The sequence below is a fragment of the Campylobacter sp. 2014D-0259 genome (genome assembly GCF_008000505.1).
Taxonomy (GTDB): Bacteria; Campylobacterota; Campylobacteria; order Campylobacterales; family Campylobacteraceae; genus Campylobacter_D; species Campylobacter_D jejuni.
In genome coordinates this window covers 196,260-221,176 of the sequence record NZ_VOAQ01000024.1, presented here as the reverse complement: position 1 = coordinate 221,176, position 24,917 = coordinate 196,260, and the positions used below count along the sequence as shown (strand labels likewise).

25 protein-coding genes are annotated in these 24,917 nt (G+C 30.8%); 21 read left to right on the top strand and 4 right to left on the bottom strand.

Annotation, left to right across the window (positions count from 1 at the left end):
• Nucleotides 1-3: 3 nt before the first annotated feature.
• Nucleotides 4-1,182: a metal-dependent hydrolase gene (locus tag SR63_RS05735; protein ID WP_100644170.1), complete on the top strand. Its 1,179-nt coding sequence runs from the start codon at nt 4-6 to the stop codon at nt 1,180-1,182.
• Here the strand turns inward: SR63_RS05735 and SR63_RS05730 are convergent.
• The gene (locus SR63_RS05730) at nt 1,179-2,705 is read right to left on the bottom strand and encodes an inorganic phosphate transporter (RefSeq protein ID WP_002864548.1); all 1,527 of its coding nucleotides are present in this window, start codon (nt 2,703-2,705) and stop codon (nt 1,179-1,181) included. The genes SR63_RS05735 and SR63_RS05730 overlap by 4 nt on opposite strands.
• Nucleotides 2,706-2,846: 141 nt before the next feature.
• On the opposite strand from SR63_RS05730, the gene SR63_RS05725 reads away from it, so the two are divergent.
• On the top strand, nt 2,847-3,653 hold the full coding sequence (locus SR63_RS05725; protein ID WP_002877100.1) for an inverse autotransporter beta domain-containing protein: 807 nt from the start codon (nt 2,847-2,849) through the stop codon (nt 3,651-3,653).
• On the opposite strand, the gene SR63_RS05720 is transcribed toward SR63_RS05725, so the two are convergent.
• Nucleotides 3,650-5,026: a cation:dicarboxylate symporter family transporter gene (locus SR63_RS05720; RefSeq protein ID WP_002898517.1), complete on the bottom strand. Its 1,377-nt coding sequence runs from the start codon at nt 5,024-5,026 to the stop codon at nt 3,650-3,652. The two genes, SR63_RS05725 and SR63_RS05720, sit on opposite strands and share 4 nt — an antisense overlap.
• Before the next feature lie 268 nt (nt 5,027-5,294).
• Here SR63_RS05720 and cetC point away from each other — a divergent pair, with 268 nt between their 5' ends.
• From cetC to argS, 17 genes are all read left to right on the top strand, one after another.
• Nucleotides 5,295-5,789 (top strand): energy taxis response protein CetC, encoded by a 495-nt coding sequence (gene cetC / locus SR63_RS05715; protein WP_002855880.1) that lies wholly within the window; start codon nt 5,295-5,297, stop codon nt 5,787-5,789.
• 120 nt (nt 5,790-5,909) lie between these two features.
• On the top strand, nt 5,910-7,289 hold the full coding sequence (gene cetA, locus SR63_RS05710; protein WP_147498397.1) for a bipartate energy taxis response protein CetA: 1,380 nt from the start codon (nt 5,910-5,912) through the stop codon (nt 7,287-7,289).
• A 17-nt stretch (nt 7,290-7,306) separates the two neighbouring features.
• Nucleotides 7,307-7,804: a bipartate energy taxis response protein CetB gene (gene cetB, locus SR63_RS05705; RefSeq protein WP_002866200.1), complete on the top strand. Its 498-nt coding sequence runs from the start codon at nt 7,307-7,309 to the stop codon at nt 7,802-7,804.
• A gap of 85 nt (nt 7,805-7,889) precedes the next feature.
• A complete protein-coding gene (mnmG, locus tag SR63_RS05700) occupies nt 7,890-9,749 on the top strand; it encodes a tRNA uridine-5-carboxymethylaminomethyl(34) synthesis enzyme MnmG (RefSeq protein WP_002877107.1) in 1,860 nt (619 codons plus the stop codon).
• Nucleotides 9,750-11,036, top strand: coding sequence for an arsenic transporter (locus SR63_RS05695; RefSeq protein WP_002877108.1), 1,287 nt, complete (start codon nt 9,750-9,752; stop codon nt 11,034-11,036).
• Between the two features lie 89 nt (nt 11,037-11,125).
• The gene (gene petA / locus SR63_RS05690) at nt 11,126-11,629 is read left to right on the top strand and encodes a ubiquinol-cytochrome c reductase iron-sulfur subunit (RefSeq protein ID WP_002852880.1); all 504 of its coding nucleotides are present in this window, start codon (nt 11,126-11,128) and stop codon (nt 11,627-11,629) included.
• 1 nt (nt 11,630) lies between these two features.
• Entirely contained in the window at nt 11,631-12,881 is a 1,251-nt protein-coding gene (locus SR63_RS05685; RefSeq protein ID WP_147498396.1) for a cytochrome b, read from the top strand.
• Nucleotides 12,878-14,002, top strand: coding sequence for a cytochrome c1 (locus SR63_RS05680; RefSeq protein ID WP_002866195.1), 1,125 nt, complete (start codon nt 12,878-12,880; stop codon nt 14,000-14,002). Before SR63_RS05685 ends, SR63_RS05680 begins: the two co-directional genes overlap by 4 nt.
• A gap of 125 nt (nt 14,003-14,127) precedes the next feature.
• Nucleotides 14,128-15,291: an SAM-dependent methyltransferase gene (locus tag SR63_RS05675; protein WP_002866194.1), complete on the top strand. Its 1,164-nt coding sequence runs from the start codon at nt 14,128-14,130 to the stop codon at nt 15,289-15,291.
• A gap of 115 nt (nt 15,292-15,406) precedes the next feature.
• Nucleotides 15,407-16,198, top strand: coding sequence for a 30S ribosomal protein S2 (rpsB, locus tag SR63_RS05670; protein WP_002853455.1), 792 nt, complete (start codon nt 15,407-15,409; stop codon nt 16,196-16,198).
• Nucleotides 16,198-17,271 (top strand): translation elongation factor Ts, encoded by a 1,074-nt coding sequence (gene tsf, locus SR63_RS05665; RefSeq protein ID WP_002866193.1) that lies wholly within the window; start codon nt 16,198-16,200, stop codon nt 17,269-17,271. Before rpsB ends, tsf begins: the two co-directional genes overlap by 1 nt.
• A gap of 12 nt (nt 17,272-17,283) precedes the next feature.
• Entirely contained in the window at nt 17,284-17,919 is a 636-nt protein-coding gene (locus SR63_RS05660) for an ABC transporter ATP-binding protein (RefSeq protein ID WP_012006736.1), read from the top strand.
• Nucleotides 17,906-18,673: a flagellar biosynthetic protein FliR gene (gene fliR / locus SR63_RS05655; RefSeq protein ID WP_002855878.1), complete on the top strand. Its 768-nt coding sequence runs from the start codon at nt 17,906-17,908 to the stop codon at nt 18,671-18,673. Before SR63_RS05660 ends, fliR begins: the two co-directional genes overlap by 14 nt.
• Nucleotides 18,674-18,729: 56 nt before the next feature.
• Nucleotides 18,730-20,370, top strand: coding sequence for a hypothetical protein (locus SR63_RS05650; protein ID WP_002866190.1), 1,641 nt, complete (start codon nt 18,730-18,732; stop codon nt 20,368-20,370).
• 2 nt (nt 20,371-20,372) lie between these two features.
• Entirely contained in the window at nt 20,373-20,990 is a 618-nt protein-coding gene (gmk, locus tag SR63_RS05645) for a guanylate kinase (protein WP_002866189.1), read from the top strand.
• Nucleotide 20,991: 1 nt separating this feature from the next.
• Complete coding sequence (locus SR63_RS05640) at nt 20,992-21,231, top strand: twin-arginine translocase TatA/TatE family subunit (RefSeq protein WP_002877135.1); 240 nt, start codon at nt 20,992-20,994, stop codon at nt 21,229-21,231.
• A gap of 11 nt (nt 21,232-21,242) precedes the next feature.
• Nucleotides 21,243-22,835: an arginine--tRNA ligase gene (gene argS / locus SR63_RS05635; protein WP_002866187.1), complete on the top strand. Its 1,593-nt coding sequence runs from the start codon at nt 21,243-21,245 to the stop codon at nt 22,833-22,835.
• 17 nt (nt 22,836-22,852) lie between these two features.
• Here argS and SR63_RS05630 read toward each other — a convergent pair whose 3' ends face one another.
• Together SR63_RS05630 and SR63_RS05625 are read right to left on the bottom strand one after the other, a co-directional pair.
• Entirely contained in the window at nt 22,853-23,161 is a 309-nt protein-coding gene (locus tag SR63_RS05630; RefSeq protein ID WP_002780599.1) for a DMT family transporter, read from the bottom strand.
• Nucleotides 23,161-23,502 carry a DMT family transporter gene (locus SR63_RS05625; RefSeq protein ID WP_002777281.1) on the bottom strand — a complete coding sequence of 114 codons (342 nt, stop codon included), beginning with the start codon at nt 23,500-23,502 and terminating at the stop codon, nt 23,161-23,163. The genes SR63_RS05630 and SR63_RS05625 overlap by 1 nt, the downstream gene beginning before the upstream one ends.
• A gap of 108 nt (nt 23,503-23,610) precedes the next feature.
• Here SR63_RS05625 and SR63_RS05620 point away from each other — a divergent pair, with 108 nt between their 5' ends.
• Together SR63_RS05620 and SR63_RS05615 are read left to right on the top strand one after the other, a co-directional pair.
• Nucleotides 23,611-24,318: a YebC/PmpR family DNA-binding transcriptional regulator gene (locus tag SR63_RS05620; protein WP_002866185.1), complete on the top strand. Its 708-nt coding sequence runs from the start codon at nt 23,611-23,613 to the stop codon at nt 24,316-24,318.
• Between the two features lie 9 nt (nt 24,319-24,327).
• Complete coding sequence (locus tag SR63_RS05615; protein ID WP_002869004.1) at nt 24,328-24,810, top strand: peptidylprolyl isomerase; 483 nt, start codon at nt 24,328-24,330, stop codon at nt 24,808-24,810.
• The last annotated feature ends 107 nt before the right edge of the window (nt 24,811-24,917 follow it).

Sequence of the window (24,917 nt, the reverse complement as noted above, 5' to 3'; positions counted from 1 at the left end):
ATCATGATAATTAAAAATGCAAAAATTTATGGAGATTCTTTACAAGATATAGAGATTAAAGAAGGAAAAATTACCAATATTGGTTCTAATTTACAAGGCGAAGAAATTTTAGATGCTAAAGGTATGACTTTACTTCCATCTTTTGTGGATTTGTGTGTGAGTTTAAAAAACGATAAATTTTCTTTAGCTAATTTAGAGCTTTTAGAAAATGAGTGTCTAAAAGGAGGAATTTCTAGTATAGTTTTGCGTGATTGCATGGATTTTGATGAAGAAAGTTTTGCTTTATTTTTACAAAATTTAGCTCAAAGAAAGATGCAAATTTTTTCAAGTGTGCGGGTTAAGGATGCAAACGGCAAGCTTAAAAATTTAGCCACTCTTTTAAATAAAGGTGCTTGTGCTCTAGAACTTGACAGCTCTTTAGATGCAAATACTTTAAAAGTAAGTTCACAATATGCTTTTATGAAAGACTCTCCAATTTTTGTGCGTTGTTATGATAAGGATTTTGATGATAATGGAGTGATGAATGATTGTGAAATGAGTTTTGAGCTAGGGCTTATAGGCATGAGTAAAATCGCTGAAACTAGCCAGATAGCTAAAATGAAAGAATTGGCTAAATTTTATAAAAATAAAGTTATTTTTGATCTTTTAAGTTTGAAAGATTCTTTAGTATTATTAGATGAAAAGGATTTAAAACTTGTAAGCATTCATCATCTTATCAAAGATGATAGTGCTTGTGAAGATTTTAATACGGCTGCGAAACTTATGCCACCTTTAAGAAGCAAAGAAGATGTTTTGGCTTTAAGAGAGGCTTTAAAAAAAGGAAAGATTAGCTTTTTAACTTCCCTGCATAGTGCAAAATCAATTTCTTTAAAAGATTTAGCTTTTGATGAAGCGGCTTTTGGAATTCATAGCGTATGCGAATTTATAAGTCTTTGTTATACTTTTTTAATCAAAGAAGGATTTTTAAATTGGCAAGAGCTTTGTCGATTTACAAGTAAAAATCCTAGTGAATTTTTAGGTTTAAATAGTGGAGTTATAGAAGTTGGCAAAGAAGCTAATCTAGTTCTTTTTGATGAGAATGAAGAAATTTTTGCTCCAAAAAGTTCTCTTTATTCTGAGGATAAACTTTTTGGAAAGATTAAAATGCATATAATTAAAGGAAAAAATATTTTAGAAACTTAAATTCCCAAAGATAGTTTAAATCCTAAAAATACAAGTGCTGCCATAATACCAGCGGCTGGTAAAGTGATAATCCAAGCCAATCCTATAGGCTTCATCATAATCCAATTTGCGTTTTTATTATACACTCCTATACCCAATATAGCACCTATGAGTATATGGGTGGAGCTAACAGGAATTCCAAATTGTGTAGCTAAGAGTATAACTATGCTTGCACCAAGTTCTGCAGAAAATCCAGTAGTAGGGCGTATGGTTGCAAGTTTTGAACCCACTGTAGTAATCACTTCTTTACCTAAAAACCAAAGTCCTACAACTAGAGCAACTCCAAACATAGCTAAAGCAGCAAAAGGTACAGGAGAAGTCGCGTTAATTGTGCCGTTTTTTAAGACATCTAAAATCGCTGCAAAAGGACCTATAGCATTGGCTATATCATTGGCTCCGTGTGAAAATGCAAAACTAGAGGCTGTAAATATTTGAAACCATGAGAAAATTCTATCAGTAGTTTTATTAAGTTCTGTTTTTTTAACGATTTTGACTATAGCAAATGTTACAACATAACTTATAGTTCCTATAATTCCGATAATCCAAAAGTTTTGTAAAATATCTAAAGTGCTAACATTATTTAAACCTTTAAATAAAAACATTGCCGAAATGATAGCAGCAGCAATACAAGCAATGATTGGCATATGAGTTTTTAAAATAGAGTAAATATCTATATCTTTTTCTTGATCCTTAAATTCCTTCATTTTATTTCTATAGAAATTATTTTCTTGTTCTTCCTCATCTAAAGCTATAGCGGAAAGTTCTTTGATTTGTTCTTCTTGGGATTTTGTTTTTAAATTTAAAAAGTATTCTTCTTTGAATTTTTTTCTTTCTTTTTTGATATTTTTCAAATCATCATTTAGTTTTTCTGATGGTTTTAAAATTTTCTTATCAATATATGAATAAATAATATAAGCTACAATACCCCCTAAAAGAGGAGAAGCTATCCAAGAAATAGCTATTCTTAAAATTTCACTCCATTTAACCATAGAGAGTGTTTGGATCCCATCAAATTTTAAAAGCCCCATCATAATGCTAGCACCTACAATTCCACCAACTATACTGTGTGTGGTTGATACAGGTAAGCCTTTCTTGGTTGCAATAAAAATCCAAACCCCAGAGCTTAAAAGTGCAGCAAGCATAATGATAACAAAAAGCATAGGATCTAAAGAATTTGGAAAAATAACAATACCGCTGCGTATGGTTTTAGTAACTTCTGCGCCTGCGAAGATTGCCCCGCTTAGCTCAAAAACAGCTGCTATAATTAAAGCTTGTTTAATGGTTACTGTTTTTGCGCCAACGCTTGTTCCAAAAGAATTGGCTACATCATTTCCACCTATATTAAATGCCATAAAAATGCCAAATATAGAAGCAAGAATAAAAAGAATCAATTGATGTTGCGAAATATAACCAAATCCCCAAATAACAAATGCGATAGTACTGATAATAAAAATAACAAAAGCTATGAGGTTGTCTTTTTGCATTAATAACCCTTTTTTATTTTAATTATACACTTATTTACTTTAAATTTGCTAATTTTATTTTTTAGTCTTTGTGGAATTTTTATTTATATTATTTTTTTATAATAAATACTCAAACAAGAAATAATAAGGAATATAAGAATAATGAGGGGTATTTTTTATATAATAGCATTGTTTTCTTTACTCAATGCCGATGAACTTACAGAGGCTTTAGCAAAAAATAATAATCAAAATTCTTGGGAGCACTTTGATTATGAAAATACCAAAGAAGCTCCAAAAATTCAAGAAGAGAATGTGGATTTTAAAAGCACTTTTGATAGCTTACTTTCAAAAACTTTAGAAAATAATAATGGTATAGATAAAACAGATGGGAATTTGGATTTTCAAAACGAAAACGCGCAGGTTAAAAATTTAAGTTCTCTTTATGAGGGGGAGAATAATTCTTTGCTTTTTCAAAAAGAACTTTTTGTGGCTCAAGATAATTATAATTACTCATGGGGTTTAATCAATCGTTATGAAAAAGATGATTTTTTATTTGGAGTTAATGGTTTTATTGATAAACAAAAAGAACAAAAAGATACTAAAAGCTTTGGTACAGAGTTTGGTTATAGTAAATTTATAAAGGCTTATAGTAATTATTATATACCCAATGAAGCAGAAAAAAATTTACAGCTTGGAATGAGTTTTGTAATTCCAACTTATACCGCTTTTGCTTTTGATATAAGTAAGGATAATGATAAAACTAATTATCAAGTATCTTACTCTCCTTATAGTGTATTTAGTTTAAATTTATTGCGTCGTGATTATAGTGCAAGAGAGACTGTTGATGATACTGTTGTTCAAGTTGGATTTAGTTTTAATTTCAATGAAAGTTTTTTAAAGCAATTTAGAAAAAAAGATAATACTTTAGAGGAGGTTAATCGATATGATTTCCTCCAAAGAACCCATTAGTTCATTCCAGCATTATGGAATTTTTCTGGATTATCCATAGCATAGCGGAATTTTTCCCAATCAATTTGTTTATCCCAGATGGCAACGATTAAGGCTGCTACTGAATTTCCACAAAGATTTCCAACCGCTCTCATTTCAGACATAAATTTGTCAACACCTAAAAGAATACCTATAGCAGTTACTGGTAGAACTTGTGCTAAGGTTGCATTTGCTTCTGAAATTTCCATATTTCCTAGAGCCGCAAGCGTACTTCCAAGCACTATAAAACCTGATCCAGTTACACCTACTGCACCTTTTGAGGCTATCATTAATACTATTAAAATACTGATTTCGTGTGCTAAACTTAAATTTACATTGAAAGCTTGTGCTAGAAAGATTAAGCTCATAGCTAGATAAATATTTGTACAATCAAGATTAAAACTATATCCCGTTGGTAAAACAAGTCCGACTGTTGCTTTAGAAAGTCCTGCTTTTTCTAGTTTTCTCATTAAAGGAGCAAGTGCAGACTCGCTTGAACTGGTTGCAAAAACGATCAATACTTCTCTTGAGATAAATCTCATAAATTTGAAGATATTTACTTTTGCAAAATAACAAATCAGACCTAAGATTCCAAATATAAAAACAAGACATGAAATCAGCATTACTAAAAGTAAATATGCTAAGTTGATCAAAGAGCCAATTCCGTATTGAGCTATGAGTACAGCCATTGCTGAAAAGGCGGCAATAGGACTAAAATACATAATGATTTGTAGAATTTTAAAAACAAAATTTTGTGCCACTTCAAAAACTCTTTGAATTGCCTGTTTATCTTCTATTCTCATTAAAGAAATAATCAAAGCAGTAATTATAGCAATAACTAAAACTTGTATGGTTTTTCCTTCTGTAAAAGGCGTGATAATATCAGTAGGCATAGCATCTTTTAAAATATGCATAATCTCAGAGCTCGCACTTACTTCTGTGGTTTGAGAAATGTATTTTTGAACGCTTTTTGTATCAAGTTGACTTGGATCAAGATTCATTCCATGGCCTGGTTGCATAACATTTGCCATAAAAATACCTATAGCAAGTGCTAAAGTACTTACAACTTCAAAGTAAATAACCGCTTTAGCACCAATGCTACCTACTTTTTTTAAACTTTCAAGACTAATGATGCCTAAAACCAAAGTAACAAAAATAATAGGACCTATAAGAACCTTTAAAGCACCTATAAAATAATCAACTCCTGGTTTGCTAGCAATGGCTAATTCTTTATCTATATAGCCAAGTACAATACCTGCAATAATGCCTATAATCACCCAAAATCCAAGACTTTTGATAATACGTTTATATAAAGGCGGTTTTCTTTCAGCTAAAGTTTGACTTAAAGTTTCCAAGTTTATTCACTCCTTTTGATCTTTGTAAAATATAATTTTAACAATGCGTATTGTAAATTTTAACAAAAAAACAAATCTAGAAATACTTTCTTTTATATGATATGATAATTTTTTATATAAATGTTACAAAATTTCTCATTATTTGCATTATAAAATTTAAAATATTTTTGAAAATTTTATAATTTTGCAATTCAGTTTGCTTTTTGTTATTTATTATTGGTAATAATTCTATTTTTGATTTATTTGTTTTATTGGGATGTTTTAAATTATGAAAGAAATAGTTTTGTCTGAAAATGCTTTAATTACTTCTAAAACAGATCTTAAGGGGAATATCATTTATGCCAATAATGACTTTTTAAAATACGCAGGTTATAAAGTTGATGAACTTTTGTATAAATCTCATAATATAGTAAGACATGAAGATATGCCACGCACTGTATTTAAATGTCTTTGGGATTATATTCAAAAAGGAGATGAAATTTTTGCATTTGTGAAAAATAAAGCCAAAGATGGTAATTTTTACTGGGTTTTTGCAAATGTAAGTGCTTCATTTGATACTAATGGAAATATCATCAATTATTATTCTGTTCGTCGTGCACCTAATAGAAAATCTCTTTCTATAATTGAAGAAGTTTATAAAATTTTACTTGAAAAAGAGCAAAAATCGGGCATTAATGCTGGAGTTTCAGCTTTAATGGATATTGTAAGTTCTTATAAAATGACTTATAATGAACTTATTTTTAACTTACAAGAAAATAATTAAATAAGATATATTTAATCTTTTTTATTGTATAATTTTCACCTAGAAATTAAAGTAATATATTATTAAAGTATTGTTTTGATTTATGACTTCAAAAAATTTTCAATAAAAAGGGGTAAATTTATGGTGAAAAATGGATTATTATTAACTATTTTTCTAAGTGTTATCGGTGTTTTAGGTGTCATTTTTATTCATAATTTTGTTGGAGCGATAATTTTTGTTTTAATCGCTGTTTTAATGATTTATTTGCTTAGACAACACAAAGATGAGCAAATAATGATAGATAAACTTTTGGTTCTTTGTAGAGAGTTAAAGGAGGGTAATTTCGACAATAGAATCATCTATGTAAAAACAAAAAGCAAAAAATTAGCCGAAATAGCAGATAATCTTAACAATACTATTGATGGGCTAGAAGCTTACTTAAGGGAAATTAATACTTCTATTTCATGTTCTCAAAAAGGTGAATTTTATCGCAAGGCTTTGCCTGAAGGTTTAAAAGGAATTTTTGCTCATAATATCGAATTTATAAATAAAGCTTTAGCAAACATAGAAGTGACAGCAAGATCTACTTTTAAAAATGCTTTATCAAGAACTTTAATGGATTTAAGCCTTGGAAATCAAAATAAAGACATGTCTCAAATTTCTAGCTCATTAAATCAAGATATTAGCATGATGAAAAATGTATATGATACAGTTGATGCCATTACTCATACAGCTACAGAAAATGGCTCAGAGGTGGATTCTTTGCAAAGTGCTATGGGTTCTTTAATGGATGTTGTAAATTCGAGCAAGGAAACAGTGCAAACTTTTGTGGCTAATTCCCAAAATATTACTTCAGTGGTTGAAGTAATACGCGATATAGCCGATCAAACCAATCTTCTAGCTTTAAATGCTGCTATTGAAGCTGCGCGTGCAGGAGAGCATGGTAGGGGCTTTGCGGTTGTGGCTGATGAAGTTAGAAAGTTAGCAGAAAGAACTCAAAGATCTACAAGCGAAATTTCTATTGCAATTCAGACTATGCAACAAGATTTTGTAAATATCCAAAGTGGCAGTGAGCAAGTTTTTAACATTGTTAGTGAATCTGAAGAAAGAATTAATAAATTTTCTCAAGCTTTTAAACGTCTAGAAGAAAATAGTAGTGCGCTTGGTGTTAATTTTGGATCCTTTGCAAAGAGATTGATTTTGTCTGTGGTTAAAATCGATCATATTCTTTATAAATCAAATATATATTTAAATTTAAATGGGGCTCAAAATTTCAATCTTGAAAGTGTAGATCCAATTTCTAATCTTTGTCAAGATGAGAGAGCTCAAGGTGTTATTAATGAGCTTAGTTCTGAAACTGAGTTAAATTTAGCTAAAGAATTTATAAAAGATAACGCTAAAAAAGCAATAGAAGAATCAAATCAAGATTATATCGATCAAAAAGCTTATGATGCGATTGTAAATGATATTAAATCACTAGAGCAAAGAAGTGCTGAAATCTTAGCAAAATTAAAAATATAAATTAAGAGGGTGGGAAAATGTCAAGAGAAATTTTTTTACAAGAAGATAGTTTAATTACTTCTAAAACGGATTTAAAAGGTAAAATAGTTTATGCAAATGATGATTTTTTAAAGTATGCAGGTTATACTATGGGTGAAGTTTTAAATAAACCTCATAACATAGTAAGACATGAAGAAATGCCAAAAACTGTTTTTAAATATTTATGGGATTATATGAAAGAAGGCAAAGAAATTTTTGCTTACGTAAAAAACAAAACCAAAGATAACAATTACTACTGGGTTTTTGCAAATGTAACTCCATCAATAGACATTAATAATAATATCATAGGCTATTATTCCGTTCGTCGTATGCCAAATAAAAGCGCTATTTCTACAATAGAAAGCCTTTATAGTGATCTTTTAAGAGTAGAACAGCAACAAGGTTTAAATAAGGGTGTTGAGATGCTTAAAAATTTCTGTAAAGATGCAGATAAAACTTATAATGAGCTAATCTTCTCTCTTCAAGAAGCTAAATAAATTTTTGTTAGACTTAAAACGAGTTTGTTTTAAGTCTAAATATTATATAATCTTTCTTTAAAATTCACATTTTTCAAGGCAAAATATGTTTGATGTCATTGTTATAGGTGGTGGACATGCAGGTGTTGAAGCAAGTGCTGCTGCTGCTAGAATGGGTAAAAAAACTTTACTTTTAACTACATTGATTGAGCAAATAGGAGCGGCAAGTTGTAATCCGGCTATAGGAGGGCTTGCTAAAGGGCATTTGGTAAAAGAACTTGATGCCATGGGTGGTCTTATGGGCGAAATCACCGATGAAGCAGGGATACAATTTCGCATTTTAAATGAGAGTAAGGGTGTAGCCGTTCAAGGAAGTAGGGCACAAATTGATATGGATAAATACCGTATCATTGCACGTAATAAACTTTTAAAACTTCCAAATTTAGAAATCTCTCAAGAACAAGCGAGTGTTTTAATCGTAGAAAATGATGAAGTTAAAGGCGTAAAAACAAATTTAGAAAATACATATTTTGCCAAAAAAGTGATCCTAACAACAGGAACTTTTTTAAATGGACTTATTCATGTAGGTGAAAATAAACTTCAAGCAGGAAGGGTAGGGGAGCTTGCTTCGGTAAATTTAGGAAATTATCTACAAACTTTGGGTTTGAAAATGGGGCGTTTAAAAACAGGAACTTGCCCAAGAGTGGATGCAAAAAGCATTGATTTTAGCGTGCTTGAAATTCAAGATGGTGATGTAAATCCTAAAGCTTTTAGTTTTCGTTCAAAAAATTTCAATCCTACTCAACTTCCTTGTTATATCGCACGCACTAATACAACTACACATGAGATTATTAAGAATAATTTTTATCGTGCTCCACTTTTTACAGGACAGATTGAAGGTGTAGGGCCAAGGTATTGTCCTTCTATAGAAGATAAAATCAACCGTTTTAGCGACAAAGAAAGTCATCATCTTTTTATAGAACCTCAAACTATCGATGCGACAGAGTATTATATCAACGGTTTTTCTACTTCTTTGCCTTATGAGGTACAAATTCAAATGCTGCGTTCTGTAAAGGGTTTTGAAGATGCTAAAATAACCCGTTTTGGTTATGCTATAGAATATGATTATATAGAGCCAACTGAACTTAAGCATACTTTAGAACTTAAAAAGATTAAAAATCTTTATTGTGCAGGACAGATTAATGGAACTACAGGTTATGAAGAGGCTGCAGCACAAGGCTTTATGGCAGGAATCAATGCAAGTTTAAGTATAGATATGAAAGAGCCTTTGATTTTAAGGCGTGATGAAGCTTATATAGGAGTTTTAATCGATGATTTGGTAGTAAAAGGTACAAAAGAACCTTATAGAATGTTTACTTCAAGAGCAGAATTTAGACTGCTTTTAAGGGAAGAAAATGCTATACTTAGACTTGGAAAATATGGCTATGATTTGGGGCTTTTAAGCGAGCAAGATTTTACTTATATACAAAATATTGCAAACAATCTTCAAAAAGGACTTGAATTTTTACTTTCTAAAGAATTTACGCCTAATAACCAAAATAATGCTTTTTTAGAGAGTTTAGGAGAAGATAAAATTTCTTCTATAGTCAATCTTCAAAAAATTGTTGCAAGAGCAAGTTTTGATATAGAAAAATTAAAAAAACTTGATCCTATGTTTGAAACTATGGATAATTATTCTTTAAGAGAAATTTTAAACGAGGCAAAGTATTATCATTATATCAGCATGCAAAAAGCTCAAGTAGAAAAAATGAAAAATCTTAGTGAGCTTAAAATTCCTGAAAATTTTGATTTTAAAAGTGTAAGTGGTTTGAGTAATGAGGTTGTAGAAAAGCTTAATCATCATAAACCTCCAACCATTTTTGCTGCAAGTCAAATCAGTGGAATTACTCCTGCAGCGTTAGATATTTTACAAATTTATATCAAAATGCAAAAGAAAAAAGCTTAAATGCTTGCTTTTTTTATTTTTTTATCTACTTTAGTTTTACTTTTTTGGCGTCCATGGAATTTACCTATTTGGGTATTTTCTAGTTTGGGGGCTTTTTTTGTTTTTATTTTTCAATTGGTAGATTTTAAAGACGCTTATTTTGTTTTTTCTTTGGTTTGGGATAGTTCTTTAACTTTAGTTGGGTTGATTATTCTTTCTTTTAGCTTGGAAGCTTTGGGATTTTTTGATTTTATTGCGAGTAAAATTTTGCATTTTTCTAGAGAGAAAAATCAAGAAAAAATTTATATCAGCACAAAAAAATTGATGTTATTTTTGTTGATTTTTGTCTTTTTTCTTTCTGCATTTTTTGCTAACGATGGAGCGATTTTAATCATTACACCTATTATTATAGCTTTATTTTCAACTCTTAAAGATTGTAAAAATCATGCTTTTATTTTAAGTTCTTTTTTACTTAGTCTTTCTTTTTTATGTGATGCAAGTTCAAATGCTTTGGTTATTTCAAATTTAACCAATATCATTACAGCAAATTATTTTAAGATAGAATTTTTAGAATTTGCTAAAAATATGTTTTTGCCCAATTTTTTTGTTTTACTTTCTACTATAGTTATGGTTTTTGTGCTTTATGTGAGAGTTTTGCCTAAAAGGCTTGAATTTAAATTAGTCAAAAAAGAGCAAATTTCATCGAAGTTGTTTTTTCTTTGCATAGTATTTTTATTTCTTTTTGTGATCAGTTTTTTTATAGGTGAAATTTTTGATATTAAAATAAGTTTTTTTGCTTTGCTTTGGGCGGGAATTTTTTGGCTTATTGTTTTAAAAATTCAAGGTAAAAAAAGTATTAAAATTCTTTTTGAAGCACCTTATGGAGTTTTGCTTTTTAGTTTTGGGCTTTATATGGTAGTTTTTGCTTTACATAAAATAGGTGTGAGTGAAATTTTGGTTAAAAGTTATACTTTTTTGATGCAAGATAAGAGTGGAATTTTTGGAGTGGCTTTGATTTCGGCTTTTGGATCTTCTGTGTTTAATAATTTGCCTATGGTTTTAATCGGAGATTTGGCATTAAAAGAATATTTTGAGAATTTTTCTTTTGATTCTTTGATGATTTATGCGCATCTTTTAGGAGTAAATATAGGCCCAAAACTTACCCCAATAGGTTCTTTGGCAACTTTGCTTTGGCTTGGAGTTTTGGCTAGAAAAGGCATTAATATTTCTTTTTGGCAATATTGTAAATTTGGCTTTTTGATAACTTTACCTGTGCTTGTTTTTTCTCTTTTTGCTCTTATTGTCTAAATATCAAAACTTGTTAAACAAAGAAAAAATTTATTTTAATTTCGATAAACTTTTAACTTGGTTAAAAAATAAAATCGAAAGGACAAGTTATGGCTACATCTGAGAGTAGACGAAGCTTTATGGGCTTTGCATTTGGAAGCGTAGCTGCTGTAGGCGGTGTTTTCTCGCTTGTTGCGATGAAAAAAACTTGGGATCCGCTTCCAAGTGTCAAAGCTGCAGGTTTTACTACAGTAGATTTATCAGGAATGCAAGATGGAGAGCTTAGAACTATAGAATGGCGTAAAAAGCCTATTTTTATATTAAAAAAAGATGCGAGTATGCCAAAAGATGAAAAACGTGATGTTGTGGTAGATAACGCAGCTTATACTGTGGTTATAGGACTTTGTACGCATTTGGGTTGTATACCTGCTTACCAACCAAGTGAGCAATTGTTTAAATGTGCCTGTCATGGTGGAGAATTTGACACAAGTGGAAAAAATGTCTTTGGACCTCCTCCAAAGCCTCTTGAAATTCCTCCTTTTAAGATTGATGGAACCAAACTTGTTTTAGGTGAAGAGGGTCCTGAATATAAAAAAATGATAGCGGAGGCTTAAGATGGCACAAATTAGAAAAGCTAATGGCCTTGTAGATTGGCTTGATCAAAGACTTGCAGTACATAAACTGCTTGATGTTTTAATGGTAAAGTATTGGATACCAAAGCAAATTAACTTTCTTTGGGCAATGGGGGTTATTTTAACCACTCTATTTGCAGTGCTTTTTATTACAGGACTTTTACTTGTAATGTATTATAAACCAGATACTGCGCTTGCTTTTGATAGTGTGAATAAGACTATTATGCAAGAGGTGGATTATGGATGGCTTTGGCGTCACATGCATGGTGTTGCCGCTTCTGTTGTATTTTTGATTATATACATACATATGCTAACAGGAATTTATTACGGTTCTTATAAAAAAGGTCGTGAGATGATTTGGGTTAGCGGTATGCTTTTGTTTGTTGTATTTTCTGCTGAAGCTTTTAGTGGGTATATGCTTCCTTGGGGACAAATGAGTTATTGGGCAGCTCAAGTAATCACTAATCTTTTTGGAGGGATACCATTTATTGGCCCTGAGCTTGTGATTTGGATTCGTGGAGATTATGCGGTTTCTGATCCAACTTTAACAAGATTTTTTATGCTTCATGTGTGCTTGCTTCCTATAGTTATCATTGCTATTATAGCATTTCACTTCTATTCTTTAAGAATTCCTCATGTTAATAATGAAATTTCTGAAGAACTTGACTTTGATTTAGAGGCTGAAAAATACATGGCAGGTGACACAAAGGGTTCTAAAGTGATTCCTTTTTGGCCAGGATTTTTATCAAAAGATTTTATGTATATAAGCTTTTTTATGATTTTCTTCTTTTATTTGGTCTGTTTTAAATTTGAATTTGCAATGGATCCAATTAATTTTGATCCGGCTAATGCGCTTAAAACACCAGCTCATATTTATCCTGAGTGGTATTTCTTATGGAGTTATGAAGTTTTAAGAGGATTTTTCTTTGATATTGCAGGTATTAAAGCTTTTGATATAGGTTTGGCTGCATTTGGTATTGCTCAAGCGATTTTCTTCTTGCTTCCTTGGCTTGATAGAAGTGATGTTGTAAAACCGGCTCATGAAAGACCTTTATTTTTCATTTGGTTTTGGATATTGCTTATCGATTTAATTGTTTTAACAGTTTATGGAAAATTACCTCCAACAGGTGTAAATGCTTGGGTAGGATTTTATGCTTCTATAGTATTTTTACTTTTACTTATTGTAGTTTTACCGGTTATTACTATTATGGAGAGAAAAGGAGCTAAACAATGAGAGAAATAAAAATATTTTTAGTTGTGGTAGTTTTTACTGCGCTTGTATATTGGGGGGTAGAGCCTTATGCTCATTCAGTGATGAAACCTCATGTTGCTCCTGCAAATTTTGATTTTGCTGTTGAAGATACTACTTTTGCAAAAGGTATAGTTGAAGCTAAAGAATTAGCTCTAAAAGATGCACAAGCTTCAGGAGATGCTAAAAGAATAGAGAGTGCAAACAAAGAACTTGAAAAAGCAAAAGAAGAATTAAGCAAAGTTGAAACACTTTGGGCAGATGTTGCAAAGATCGATTTTGCTAAGGGTGATGCAAAAAAAGGTAAAGAATTTTTTGAAAATAACTGTTTTGCATGTCATGGTGTAAAAGAAGATGGAATAACAGCTAATATTACTGATTCTTCTATGGGAGTAATACCACCTGATCTTAGTGCAGCTGGTGCTATTTTTGATGAAAAATTTTTAGCTGCTTTGATTATGCATCCTGCGCTTGCTTTAAAAGTAGATCATAAATTTGGTGATGCTTTTATTATGACAGCTTACAATAAAGATACTTCAGGAGAAAGTGAAGAAGCTACAAATGCAAATATAGCCAATGTAATTGCTTATCTTAAAGATGTGAGTGTTAAATTTGAAGCCAATGAAGATGCTACTATTAAGAAAGATGTTGAGGCAAAATATGCTAAAATGGAAAATAGTGCTCAAAAAGTGGCTTTAATGGAAAAAGATATAAAATTTGCTAAAGATAAAGCAACTTTTATTGAGGCTTGCGGACGTTGTCATGATATGAAATACGATAGCTTTTTTACTCCATCAAATCAAAATGATTTAAAAACTTATTTAGGTTCTGTTCCGCCTGATCTTTCTATGATGATAAGATCTCGTGGTGAGCAATATTTACATGATTTTATTAATAACACTCAAAAACTTCTTCCAGGAACCGCTATGCCAAGAGTAGGTTTAACAGAAGCTGCACAGGCTAAGGTTGTATCTTATATTGATCAAGTGGGTGATAGCAAGAAAGAAGAAAGAAAAACTACAGGAATTTATGTAATGATATTCTTTGTAATTTTAAGTATTTTTGCTATAGGTTGGAAGCGTTCTGTTTGGTCTAAATTACATTAATATTACATTTTTTGCCATTATTTAGTGATAATGGCAAAAATCTTATTTTTTCTTCATTTTTATTAATTTTTAAACCTAATTAAGAGATACTATCTAATAATAATTATTATTAATTGGAGTATGTCATGCTTGAAAAACAAATGATTAAATTTATTCTTTCAAAATGGAATTATGGAAATTTTAGAATTGTATTTTGGGATCAAGAAGAATTTCATGTGGGTAATCAGTCTGCTAAATTTTCTTTAATTTTCAAAGAAAAAATACCTTTTTTAAAATTATTTAGTGATACGAGTTTAGTTTTTGCAAAACATTATATGGAGTCTAAACTAGAAATAGAAGGTGATTATGATGAAATAGCTAAAGTTTTGTATTATTTTTCAAATAAGCGTTTTTTAAAAAATACAGAGGATATCTTGAGTAAAATAGCCCAAAAACAGGAAAGTAAAAATATTAAAAGTCATTATGATATAGGTAATGATTTTTATAAGCTTTGGCTTGATGATACTATGAGCTATTCTTGCGCTTATTTTAAAGAGCCTAATAATACTCTTTATGAAGCTCAAATTAACAAAATAGAACATACCCTTAAAAAACTTGATTTAAAAGAAGGAGAAAAGCTTTTAGATATAGGTTGTGGCTGGGGTTGGCTTTCTATTATGGCGGCTCAAAAGTATGGAGTTAAGGTTGTTGGAATTACTATTTCAGAGGAGCAGTGTAAAAAAGCTAAGGAAAGAGTAAAAGAACTTGGTCTTGAAGATAAAATAGAAATAAGACTTCAAAATTATCAAGATTTAGAATTTGAAAATTATTTTGATAAAGTTGTTTCTGTGGGTATGTTTGAACATGTAGGTAAAGAGAATTTAGGACTTTATTTCATGAAAGTAAAACAAGTGTTAAAACCTGGAGGTTCTATGCTTTTACATTCTATTTTAGCCATGTTTGAAGGAAAAACAAATGCTTGGATAGATAAATATATTTTTCCAGGAGGATATTTACCTTCTTTAAGAGAGGTTGTAAGTGCTATGAGCGAGTGGGATTTTCATCTTCTTTTAGCAGAAAGTTTAAGAATGCACTATGCAAAAACTTTAGATTTATGGGATGAAAATTTTAACAAAGTATTAGACAAGGTAAGGGAAAAATATGATGAAGAATTTATAAGAATGTGGGATTTGTACCTTCGTTCTTGTGCCTCTGCTTTTCGTGTTGGAAGCGTGGATTTGTTTCAATTTTTAATCACAAAAGAAATCAATAATAATCTAAGTCTTACCAAGGACTACATATATAAGTAAAAACTAAACTTAAATTTGATAAAATCTTAGCTTCATTTCACACACATCAATCCTTTTTAGCTTGTGTAAATTAAGGGATGTGGAGGAATAAAGCTAAATTTATAAGGAGAAACTCATGGTTAGTATGAGAGATTTATTAGAATGCGGTGTGCATTTTGGACACCAAACAAGACGCTGGAATCCAAAGATGAAAAAATTCATTTTTGGCGAGAGAAAAGGTATTTATGTAATTGATTTACAAAAAACTTTAAGATATTTTAGATATACCTATAATATCGTTCGTGACGCTGCTGCTGAAGGAAAAACTATACTTTTTGTTGGGACAAAAAAACAAGCAGGTGGAGCGATTAAAGAATACGCTGAAAAATGCGGTATGCCTTATGTAAATCATAGATGGCTTGGCGGTATGATGACAAATTTTGGTACCATTCGCCAATCAATTAGAAAATTAGAAGTAATTGAAAAAATGGAAGAAGATGGAAGTATTAAACTTTTAACTAAAAAAGAAGCTTTAATGCTTACAAGAAAAAAAGAAAAATTATTAGCTTATTTAGGTGGAATTCGTTATATGAAAACTCAACCTGATATGATTTTTGTTATTGACACAGTAAAAGAAAAAATTGCTGTTCAAGAAGCAAATAGATTAAGAATTCCTGTTGTAGCTCCACTAGATACAAACTGCGATCCTGACTTGGTAACTTATCCTATTCCAGGAAATGATGATGCAATCCGTTCAGTGCAACTTTTCTGCCAAGAAATGGCTGAAGCGATTAATGAAGGAAAAGCTTTAAGAGAACAAGATGGCGAAGCTTTAGCAAATGAAGAAAAAGAAATCACCGATGAAGAGAAAAAAGAAGTTTTAGATGAAGCGATGAGCGAAGAAGACTTCGGTGAGGAGCAAGAATAATGGCTGAAATTACTGCTGCAATGGTAAAAGAACTCCGCGAAAGTACAGGCGCGGGGATGATGGATTGTAAAAATGCTTTGAGTGAAACTAATGGAGATTTTGATAAAGCAGTACAACTTTTAAGAGAAAAAGGTTTAGGTAAGGCTGCTAAAAAAGCAGATAGACTTGCTGCAGAAGGTTTAGTAAGTGTAAAAGTAAGTGATGATTTTACAAGTGCAACTGTAAGTGAGATTAATTCCGAAACAGATTTTGTGGCAAAAAATGATCAGTTTATCGCTTTAACAAAAGATACCACAGCCCATATTCAAAGTAATAGCTTACAAAGTGTGGAAGAACTTCATTCAAGCATAATCAATGGCGTAAAATTTGAAGAATATTTAAAAAGTCAAATTGCAACTATAGGAGAAAACTTAGTTGTAAGAAGATTTGCAACTTTAAAAGCAGGTGCTAACGGTGTTGTAAATGGTTATATCCATACAAATGGCCGTGTTGGTGTTGTGATCGCTGCAGCTTGTGATAGCGCTGAAGTGGCTTCAAAATCAAGAGATTTGTTAAGACAAATTTGTATGCATATTGCAGCAATGAGACCAAGTTATTTAAGTTATGAAGATTTGGATATGACTTTTGTTGAAAATGAATACAAAGCTTTGGTTGCTGAACTTGAAAAAGAAAATGAAGAAAGACGCAGACTTAAAGATCCAAATAAACCTGAACATAAAATTCCTCAATTTGCAAGTCGCAAACAATTAAGCGATGCAATTTTAAAAGAAGCTGAAGAAAAAATCAAAGAAGAGCTTAAAGCTCAAGGTAAACCTGAAAAAATTTGGGATAATATTATCCCAGGTAAAATGAATAGCTTTATAGCAGATAATTCTCAACTTGATAGCAAACTTACTTTAATGGGTCAGTTTTATGTAATGGATGATAAAAAAACCGTAGAACAAGTGATCGCTGAAAAAGAAAAAGAATTTGGCGGAAAAATTAAAATTGTCGAATTTATTTGCTTTGAAGTTGGCGAAGGTTTAGAAAAGAAAACTGAAGATTTTGCGGCTGAAGTTGCTGCACAACTTTAAAAACGGTTAAAAATGGAACTCTTAAGAGCGGAAAATTTAAGCCATAGTTTTGATTATCCGCTTTTTGAGGGTTTAAATCTTGCTTTAAATACTAAAGATTGCATTGCTATTCAAGGGAGTAGCGGTTGTGGCAAATCTACTCTTTTGCATATATTTTCTTCCTTATTAATTCCAAAAAAAGGTGAAGTTTTTTTTAAAGGTTCTAGTCTTTATCAGATAGATGAAAACGAAAGATTAAAAATTCGCCGTTATGATTTTGGTATTATTTTTCAGACACATTATCTTTTTAAAGGTTTTTCAGCTTTAGAAAATATCGAACTTGCTAGTGTTTTATCGGGTCAAAATTTAGATGAGAAAATTTTAAAAAGATTAGGTATTGATACGCTTTTACATCAAAAAATAGGAAAGCTTAGCGGCGGACAACAACAGCGTGTGAGTATCGCGCGCGTGCTTTGTAAAAAACCAAAGATTATTTTTGCTGATGAAGCAACTGGAAATTTGGATTTTGATAATGCTAAAAATGTTATCGAGCTTTTAATATCCTATGTTAAAGAAAATGATGCAGCTTTATTTTTTGTAACTCACGATAACAAGCTTGCAAGTTTTTGTGATAAAACTTATACTATAAACGCCAATGGAATTTGTTAATTATTTAGGTGATAAAAATGTTGTAACTTTTATGTTGCTTCTTGCTAGAATGAGTGGTCTTATAGTTTTTTTTCCTTTTTTTTCACATAATTCTATTCCTATGGTGATAAAAAGTACTATAGTTTTATTTTTGACTATGTATTTATATCCTTTGGCTAGATTAGAATCTTTGCATTTAGATAGTTTTTTTGTTTTACAGCTTATTAGTGAAGTGATTTTTGGAATGATAGCAGGATTAATGCTTCAAATTATTTTTGCTATTATTATGATGGCAGGTGAGCAGATTGCTTTTACTATGGGATTTACTATGGCAAGTATATTAGATCCAAGTTCTGGAACGAGTATGCCTATCACATCTCAAATTTTAAATTTGCTTGCTTTGATGTTTTTTCTTGCTTTTGATGGTCATCATTTAATGCTTTTGTTTTTAAGTCATTCTTTAGGTTATATCAGTTTAGGTGGCTTTTATCCGCATGAGAATTTAATGCATTATCTAAATATGGGTATGTTTAATATTTTCATCATAGGTTTTACTATGAGCTTTCCTATACTTGGAATTTCACTTTTAGCTGATGTTATTTTTGGACTTTTGATGAAAACAATGCCACAATTTAATCTTTTAGTTATTGGCTATCCTATAAAGATAGCTTTAGGCTTTGTAGTTTTGATCGCTATTTTATTAGTTATGATGCAATATTTTAAAAATTTAATTTTAGAACTTTTCACTCATATGCAAACTCTTTTTTTCTCCTAAGGAAAGGATAAATGAAATTATCGTAAAATAGTGATTATTTTTCAAGGATTAAAGTGATGAAAATTTTACTTTTAAATGAAAACCCTGTAGTTTCAAGACTTGTAAGCCTTAGTGCTAAAAAAATGTCTTATGATTTTGAAGAACTTAATGCTTATAGTGAAAATTTGGGTAATTATGATGTGATTGTCGTAGATAGTGATACTCCAGCACCTTTAAAAATTCTTAAAGAAAAATGTGATAGATTGATTTTTTTAGCCCCGCGAAATCAAAATGTAGATATAGATGCACAAATTTTACAAAAACCTTTTTTACCTACAGATTTTTTAAATTTACTTAATAATAAAGATACAAACAAACATACATCTATTGATTTGCCAATATTAAGTAATGATGAAAATCCTTATGCTGATATAAGCTTGGATTTAGATAATTTAAATTTAGATGATTTGCCTGATGAAAATTCTTTAGATATAAATTCAGAGGGAATGGAAGATTTGAGTTTTGATGATGATGCTCAAGATGATAATGCAAACAAAGCTTTAGAAACTCAAAATTTAGAAGATGAAAATTTAGAACAAGAAACAACTAAAGAACAGACTCAAGAAGACATTCAAACTGATTTAGATTTAACTTTGGAAGATGGCGGAAGCCAAAAAGAAGACTTAAGCCAAGAACATACAGCTTTGGATACTGAGCCTAGTTTAGACGAACTAGATGATAAAAATGATGAAGATTTAGAAATCAAAGAAGATGACAAAAATGAAGAAATAGAAAAGCAAGAATTATTAAACGATTCTAAAGCAAATACATTAGAAATGCAAGAAGAGCTTAACGAATCTCAAGATGATAATGCAAACAAAGCTTTAGAAACTCAAAATTTAGAAGATGAAAATTTAGAACAAGAAACAACTAAAGAACAGACTCAAGAAGACATTCAAACTGATTTAGATTTAACTTTGGAAGATGGCGGAAGCCAAAAAGAAGACTTAAGCCAAGAACATACAGCTTTGGATACTGAGCCTAGTTTAGACGAACTAGATGATAAAAATGATGAAGATTTAGAAGATAACAAAGAATTACAAGCTAATATAAGCGACTTTGATGATCTTCCTGTGGTTGAAGAGCAAGAAAAAGAAATGGATTTTGATGATATTCCTGAGGATGCTGAATTTTTAGGTCAAGCAAAAGATAATGAAGAATCAGAGGAAAATTTAGAGGAGTTTTCTCCTGTTGTGGAAGAAGATGTTCAAGATGAAATGGATGATTTTATTTCAAATTTGAGCACTCAAGATCAAATCAAAGAAGAACTAGCTCAACTTGATGAGCTTGATTATGGTATTGATAGTGATAATAGTAGCAAGGTTTTAGAAGATTTTAAAGATGAGCCAATTTTAGACGATACAGAATTAGGAACAAATGAAGAGGAAGTGGTTGTGCCAAATTTAAATATAAGTGATTTTGATGCATTGAAAGAAAGTGATATACAAGAAGCTCTTGGAGAGGAAATTGTAGAAAAAAATGAAGAGCCTATAGTAAGCAATGCAACTAAAGATGATAATAGTGAAGAGATAGTTAATGAGCTTAGCCAAAGCATAGCAGGAGCGATCACTTCAAGTATTAAGGATGATACCTTAAAAGCTGCTCTTAAGGGTATGAATATGAATATAAATATAAACATTAGTTTTAAAGAGGATTAAAATTGCAAGGTTTTATTTTGTTGATTTCAGGTCCTAGTGGAGCTGGAAAATCAACTCTTTTAAAAAAACTTTTTGATGAATTTGAAGATGAGCTTTATTTTTCTATTTCTTCAACAACTCGCAAACCAAGAGAGGGTGAAAAAAATGGAATACATTATCATTTCATATCCCATGAAGAATTTCAAAAAGGTATAGATGGTGATCATTTTTTAGAATGGGCTAAGGTGCATGAAAATTTTTATGGCACTTCTTTAAAGCACACTCAAGATGCTTTAGATAATGGAAAAATAGTTGTTTTTGATATTGATGTGCAAGGATTTAAAATAGCCAGACAAAAAATGGCTGATAAGATTGTTTCTGTTTTTATTACTACAAAAAATAAAGATGAGCTAAAAAAAAGACTTATTAAGCGAAATACTGATACAATAATACAACTAGAAAAAAGATTACAAAACGCTAGTGATGAAATGAAAGAACTTAGCGACTATGATTATCTTATCATTAATGATGAGCTAAAGCAAAGTTATGAAGCATTGCGAGCGATTTTAATTGCCCATAAATTTAGAACCAAAGGGCAGAATCTAGGACAAATTCAAAATATTTGGAATGAAGGAGAATAAAATGGGTGGTTGGTCAAGTCCAAGTCATTGGTTGATTATTTTATTGATTGTTGTATTGCTTTTTGGAGCAAAAAAAATTCCAGAACTTGCAAAGGGTTTAGGCAAAGGTATTAAAACTTTTAAAGATGAAATGAATAATGATGATGAAGTAGCAAAAAATACTCAAAAAATAGAAGAAAACAAAAACACAACTAATAATACAAGTGCTGATGCAAGTATAGACAAAACAAAAAAAGCTTAAGGTTTAGTCTTTTGAAAAGTATTATTTTTAATGAAATTAAAAAGATTTTAGAGTGTGATTTTACACTTGAAAATCCAAAGGATAAAAATTTAGCACATTTTGCTACCCCTTTGGCTTTTTCACTGGCTAAGGAATTAAAAAAATCTCCTATGTTGATCGCTAGCGACTTAGCGAGCAAATTTCAAAATCATGATTGTTTTGAATCGGTTGAAGCTGTAAATGGGTATTTAAATTTTAGAATTTCCAAAACTTTTTTAAATGAACTTGCAAATCAGGCTTTAGCAAATCCAAATGATTTTTCTAAAGGAGAAAAAAAACAAGAAAGTTTTTTGCTTGAATATGTGAGTGCAAATCCTACTGGACCTTTACATATAGGACATGCAAGAGGCGCTGTTTTTGGAGACACCTTAACAAGACTTGCAAGACATTTGGGTTATAAATTTGATACAGAATACTATGTCAATGATGCGGGTAATCAAATTTATTTACTAGGGCTTTCTATTTTACTAAGTGTGAAAGAAAATATACTTCATGAAAATGTTGAATATCCAGAGCAATATTACAAAGGCGAGTATATAGCAGATTTGGCAAAAGAAGCTTTTGAAAAATTTGGTAAAGAATTTTTTAGTGAAGAAAATATCCCTAGTTTAGCTGATTGGGCAAAAGATAAAATGCTTATTTTGATTAAACAAAATTTAGAACAAGCAAAGATTAAAATTGACAGCTATGTAAGCGAGAGATCGTATTATGACGCTTTAAATGCAACTTTAGAATCTTTGAAAGAGCATAAAGGAATTTACGAGCAAGAAGGTAAAATTTGGCTTGCTTCTTCGCAAAAGGGCGATGAAAAAGATAGGGTAATTATCCGTGAAGATGGACGCGGGACTTATTTGGCAGCAGATATTGTTTATCATAAGGATAAAATGAGTCGTGGTTATGGAAAGTGTATTAATATCTGGGGAGCAGATCATCATGGTTATATCCCTAGAATGAAAGCTGCGATGGAGTTTTTGGGATTTGACTCTAATAATCTTGAGATTATTTTAGCACAAATGGTTTCCTTGCTTAAAGATGGAGAGCCTTATAAAATGAGTAAAAGAGCAGGAAATTTTATCTTGATGAGCGATGTGATTGATGAAATAGGAAGTGATGCTTTGCGTTATATCTTTTTGAGTAAAAAGTGCGATACTCATTTGGAATTTGATATTAGTGATTTGCAAAAAGAAGATAGTTCTAATCCTGTGTATTATATCAACTACGCACACGCTAGAATTCATCAAGTGTTTGCTAAAGCTGGTAAAAAAATCGATGATGTAATGAGAGCTGATTTACAAAGTTTAAATCAAGATGGTGTTAATTTACTTTTTGAAGCTTTGAATTTAAAAGCTATTTTAAACGATGCTTTTGAGGCTAGAGCTTTGCAAAAAATTCCTGATTATCTTAAAAATTTGGCTGCAAATTTTCATAAATTCTACAATGAAAATAAAGTTGTAGGTTCTATAAATGAAAATGATTTGCTTAAATTATTTTCTTTAGTTGCTCTTAGTATTAAAACCGCATTTTCTTTAATGGGTATTGAAGCGAAAAACAAAATGGAACATTAAAACAGCATTTTGCTGTTTTAATAATTTAGCAAAAATACTGCTATTATTACGATAATGATACCTAAAATTCCTATTTTGTTTAATTTTTCTTTATATAAAATCCATCCACCAAGACAAGTTCCTATGATGCCTATAGCACCCCAAGTTGAGTAAGCTATGCTTAAAGGAACATATTTTAAAGAAAAAGAAAGTAGGAAAAAAGCAAGTATAGCATTGACAATCGCAGCCAAGCCCCAAATTTTATGCTTAAAACCATCTGATTTTTTTAGTAATAAATTTGCTACGATATCTAACAATGCCGATAGAACAATGATAAAAATATACATTATTCTTTAACCTCGCCTATGTTAATCATGATAATTCCAACGATAGAAAGAACAATGCCTAGAATTTGAGTTAAGGTTAAACTCTCTTTAAAAACTATAAAAGAAACTAAAAGTATAAGAATAATCCCTAAAAGTTCCCATACAGCATAGGCTATGCCTACTTGAATTTTTTTAATCGCCTTGCCCATAAAAAAATAAGAAAAAGCTATAAATAAAGCCATAAATATATAGCCTAAAATTTGATTTTCCATTTTTAAAAAACTAGTACCTAAAACTTCAAATACAATAGCAGCAATCAAGAAAAACCAAGCAACAAAAAGTTCTTTTTTTGCGATATTCAAAAAGCTTCTCCCCAAAAATAAATGGTAAAATCATACCATTTAAAGCTTTAATTAGCCTTTTTAGTTTATACTTTTAAGTTTAAAAATCTTTAAAGAAAGTGAGAATTTATGGGACGAGCGTTTGAATACCGAAGAGCTTCTAAAGAGGCTAGATGGGATAAAATGAGTAAGCTTTTTCCTAAGCTTGCTAAAGCCATACAAGTAGCTGCTAAAGAAGGTGGCACTGATCCTGATATGAATCCAAAATTAAGAAGTGCTATAGCCACAGCAAAAGCAAATAATATGCCAAAAGATAATATAGATGCGGCTATTAAGCGTGCGAGTGGAAAAGATAGCGCAGATATTAAAAACATTCATTATGAAGGAAAAGCTGCACATGGAGCTTTGGTTATAGTTGAATGTATGAGCGATAACCCTACACGCACCGTGGCTAATGTAAAAGCTATTTTTAGTAAAAATGGAGGAGAAGTTTTACAAAATGGATCTTTAGGCTTTATGTTTGCTAGAAAAGCGGTTTTTCATCTTGAAAAATTTGCAGGAGATTTAGAAGAATTAGAACTTGATTTGATTGATGCAGGACTTGAAGAATTAGAACAAAATGAAGAAGAGTTAGTAATTAGCGGTGATTATACTGCCTTTGGTGAGCTAAGTTCTGCTATAGAAGCTAAGGGTTTAGTTCTTAAAAAAGCAGGGCTTGAGTATATACCAAACAATCCTGTAAGCTTTAGCGAAGAACAGCTTAGCGATATAGAAAAACTTTTAGATAAGTTAGAAGATGATGATGATGTTCAAGCTGTTTATACAAATATAGATTAAGGAGAAATAATGATAAAAACAATCGACACAAGCAAAGTAAATGAATACAAATTTGCTCTCATAGAAACTGAAAAAGGCACAATGAAACTAAAACTTTTTGGTGATGAGGCTCCACAAACGGTTTGTAATTTTGCTACTTTGGCTAATGAAGGATTTTATAAAGATTTAAATTTTCATCGCGTGATCCCAAATTTTGTCATACAAGGAGGTTGTCCGCACGGCAATGGCATAGGTGGGCCTGGATATGAAATCATTTGCGAATGTGATGATCAAGAACATAAACATGAGCGTGGAACCTTATCTATGGCACACGCAGGACGCGATACGGGTGGTTCTCAATTTTTTATTTGTCACAGCCCTCAAGCTCATTTAGATGGAGTTCATACTGTTTTTGGGCAAATTGATCCAAAAGATGAAGAAAGTTTAGAAGTTTTAGACTCTATACGCCAAGGAGATAAAATTTTAGACATAAAAATTTGCGATAAAATTTAAAAATTTAAAATTTTAAAACTTTTTTGAAACTACAATATTTACAAAGCTAGTCATAAGTTTGACTAGCTAAAAATGATTAATGTATAATTTTTTTTTAAACTTTTTTT

Bases quoted from the DNA above. Each gene is read 5' to 3' on its own strand.
- cetC (WP_002855880.1), top strand. From the start codon at position 5,295: ATGAAAGAAATAGTTTTGTCTGAAAATGCTTTAATTACTTCTAAAACA.
- SR63_RS05640 (WP_002877135.1), top strand. From the start codon at position 20,992: ATGGGTGGTTGGTCAAGTCCAAGTCATTGGTTGATTATTTTATTGATT.
- SR63_RS05660 (WP_012006736.1), top strand. From the start codon at position 17,284: ATGGAACTCTTAAGAGCGGAAAATTTAAGCCATAGTTTTGATTATCCG.
- cetA (WP_147498397.1), top strand. From the start codon at position 5,910: ATGGTGAAAAATGGATTATTATTAACTATTTTTCTAAGTGTTATCGGT.
- SR63_RS05630 (WP_002780599.1), bottom strand. From the start codon at position 23,161: ATGTATATTTTTATCATTGTTCTATCGGCATTGTTAGATATCGTAGCA.
- SR63_RS05675 (WP_002866194.1), top strand. From the start codon at position 14,128: ATGCTTGAAAAACAAATGATTAAATTTATTCTTTCAAAATGGAATTAT.
- tsf (WP_002866193.1), top strand. From the start codon at position 16,198: ATGGCTGAAATTACTGCTGCAATGGTAAAAGAACTCCGCGAAAGTACA.
- SR63_RS05735 (WP_100644170.1), top strand. From the start codon at position 4: ATGATAATTAAAAATGCAAAAATTTATGGAGATTCTTTACAAGATATA.
- cetB (WP_002866200.1), top strand. From the start codon at position 7,307: ATGTCAAGAGAAATTTTTTTACAAGAAGATAGTTTAATTACTTCTAAA.
- SR63_RS05680 (WP_002866195.1), top strand. From the start codon at position 12,878: ATGAGAGAAATAAAAATATTTTTAGTTGTGGTAGTTTTTACTGCGCTT.
- petA (WP_002852880.1), top strand. From the start codon at position 11,126: ATGGCTACATCTGAGAGTAGACGAAGCTTTATGGGCTTTGCATTTGGA.
- SR63_RS05620 (WP_002866185.1), top strand. From the start codon at position 23,611: ATGGGACGAGCGTTTGAATACCGAAGAGCTTCTAAAGAGGCTAGATGG.
- SR63_RS05615 (WP_002869004.1), top strand. From the start codon at position 24,328: ATGATAAAAACAATCGACACAAGCAAAGTAAATGAATACAAATTTGCT.
- SR63_RS05685 (WP_147498396.1), top strand. From the start codon at position 11,631: ATGGCACAAATTAGAAAAGCTAATGGCCTTGTAGATTGGCTTGATCAA.
- SR63_RS05650 (WP_002866190.1), top strand. From the start codon at position 18,730: ATGAAAATTTTACTTTTAAATGAAAACCCTGTAGTTTCAAGACTTGTA.
- fliR (WP_002855878.1), top strand. From the start codon at position 17,906: ATGGAATTTGTTAATTATTTAGGTGATAAAAATGTTGTAACTTTTATG.
- rpsB (WP_002853455.1), top strand. From the start codon at position 15,407: ATGGTTAGTATGAGAGATTTATTAGAATGCGGTGTGCATTTTGGACAC.
- SR63_RS05730 (WP_002864548.1), bottom strand. From the start codon at position 2,705: ATGCAAAAAGACAACCTCATAGCTTTTGTTATTTTTATTATCAGTACT.
- SR63_RS05695 (WP_002877108.1), top strand. From the start codon at position 9,750: ATGCTTGCTTTTTTTATTTTTTTATCTACTTTAGTTTTACTTTTTTGG.
- SR63_RS05725 (WP_002877100.1), top strand. From the start codon at position 2,847: ATGAGGGGTATTTTTTATATAATAGCATTGTTTTCTTTACTCAATGCC.
- mnmG (WP_002877107.1), top strand. From the start codon at position 7,890: ATGTTTGATGTCATTGTTATAGGTGGTGGACATGCAGGTGTTGAAGCA.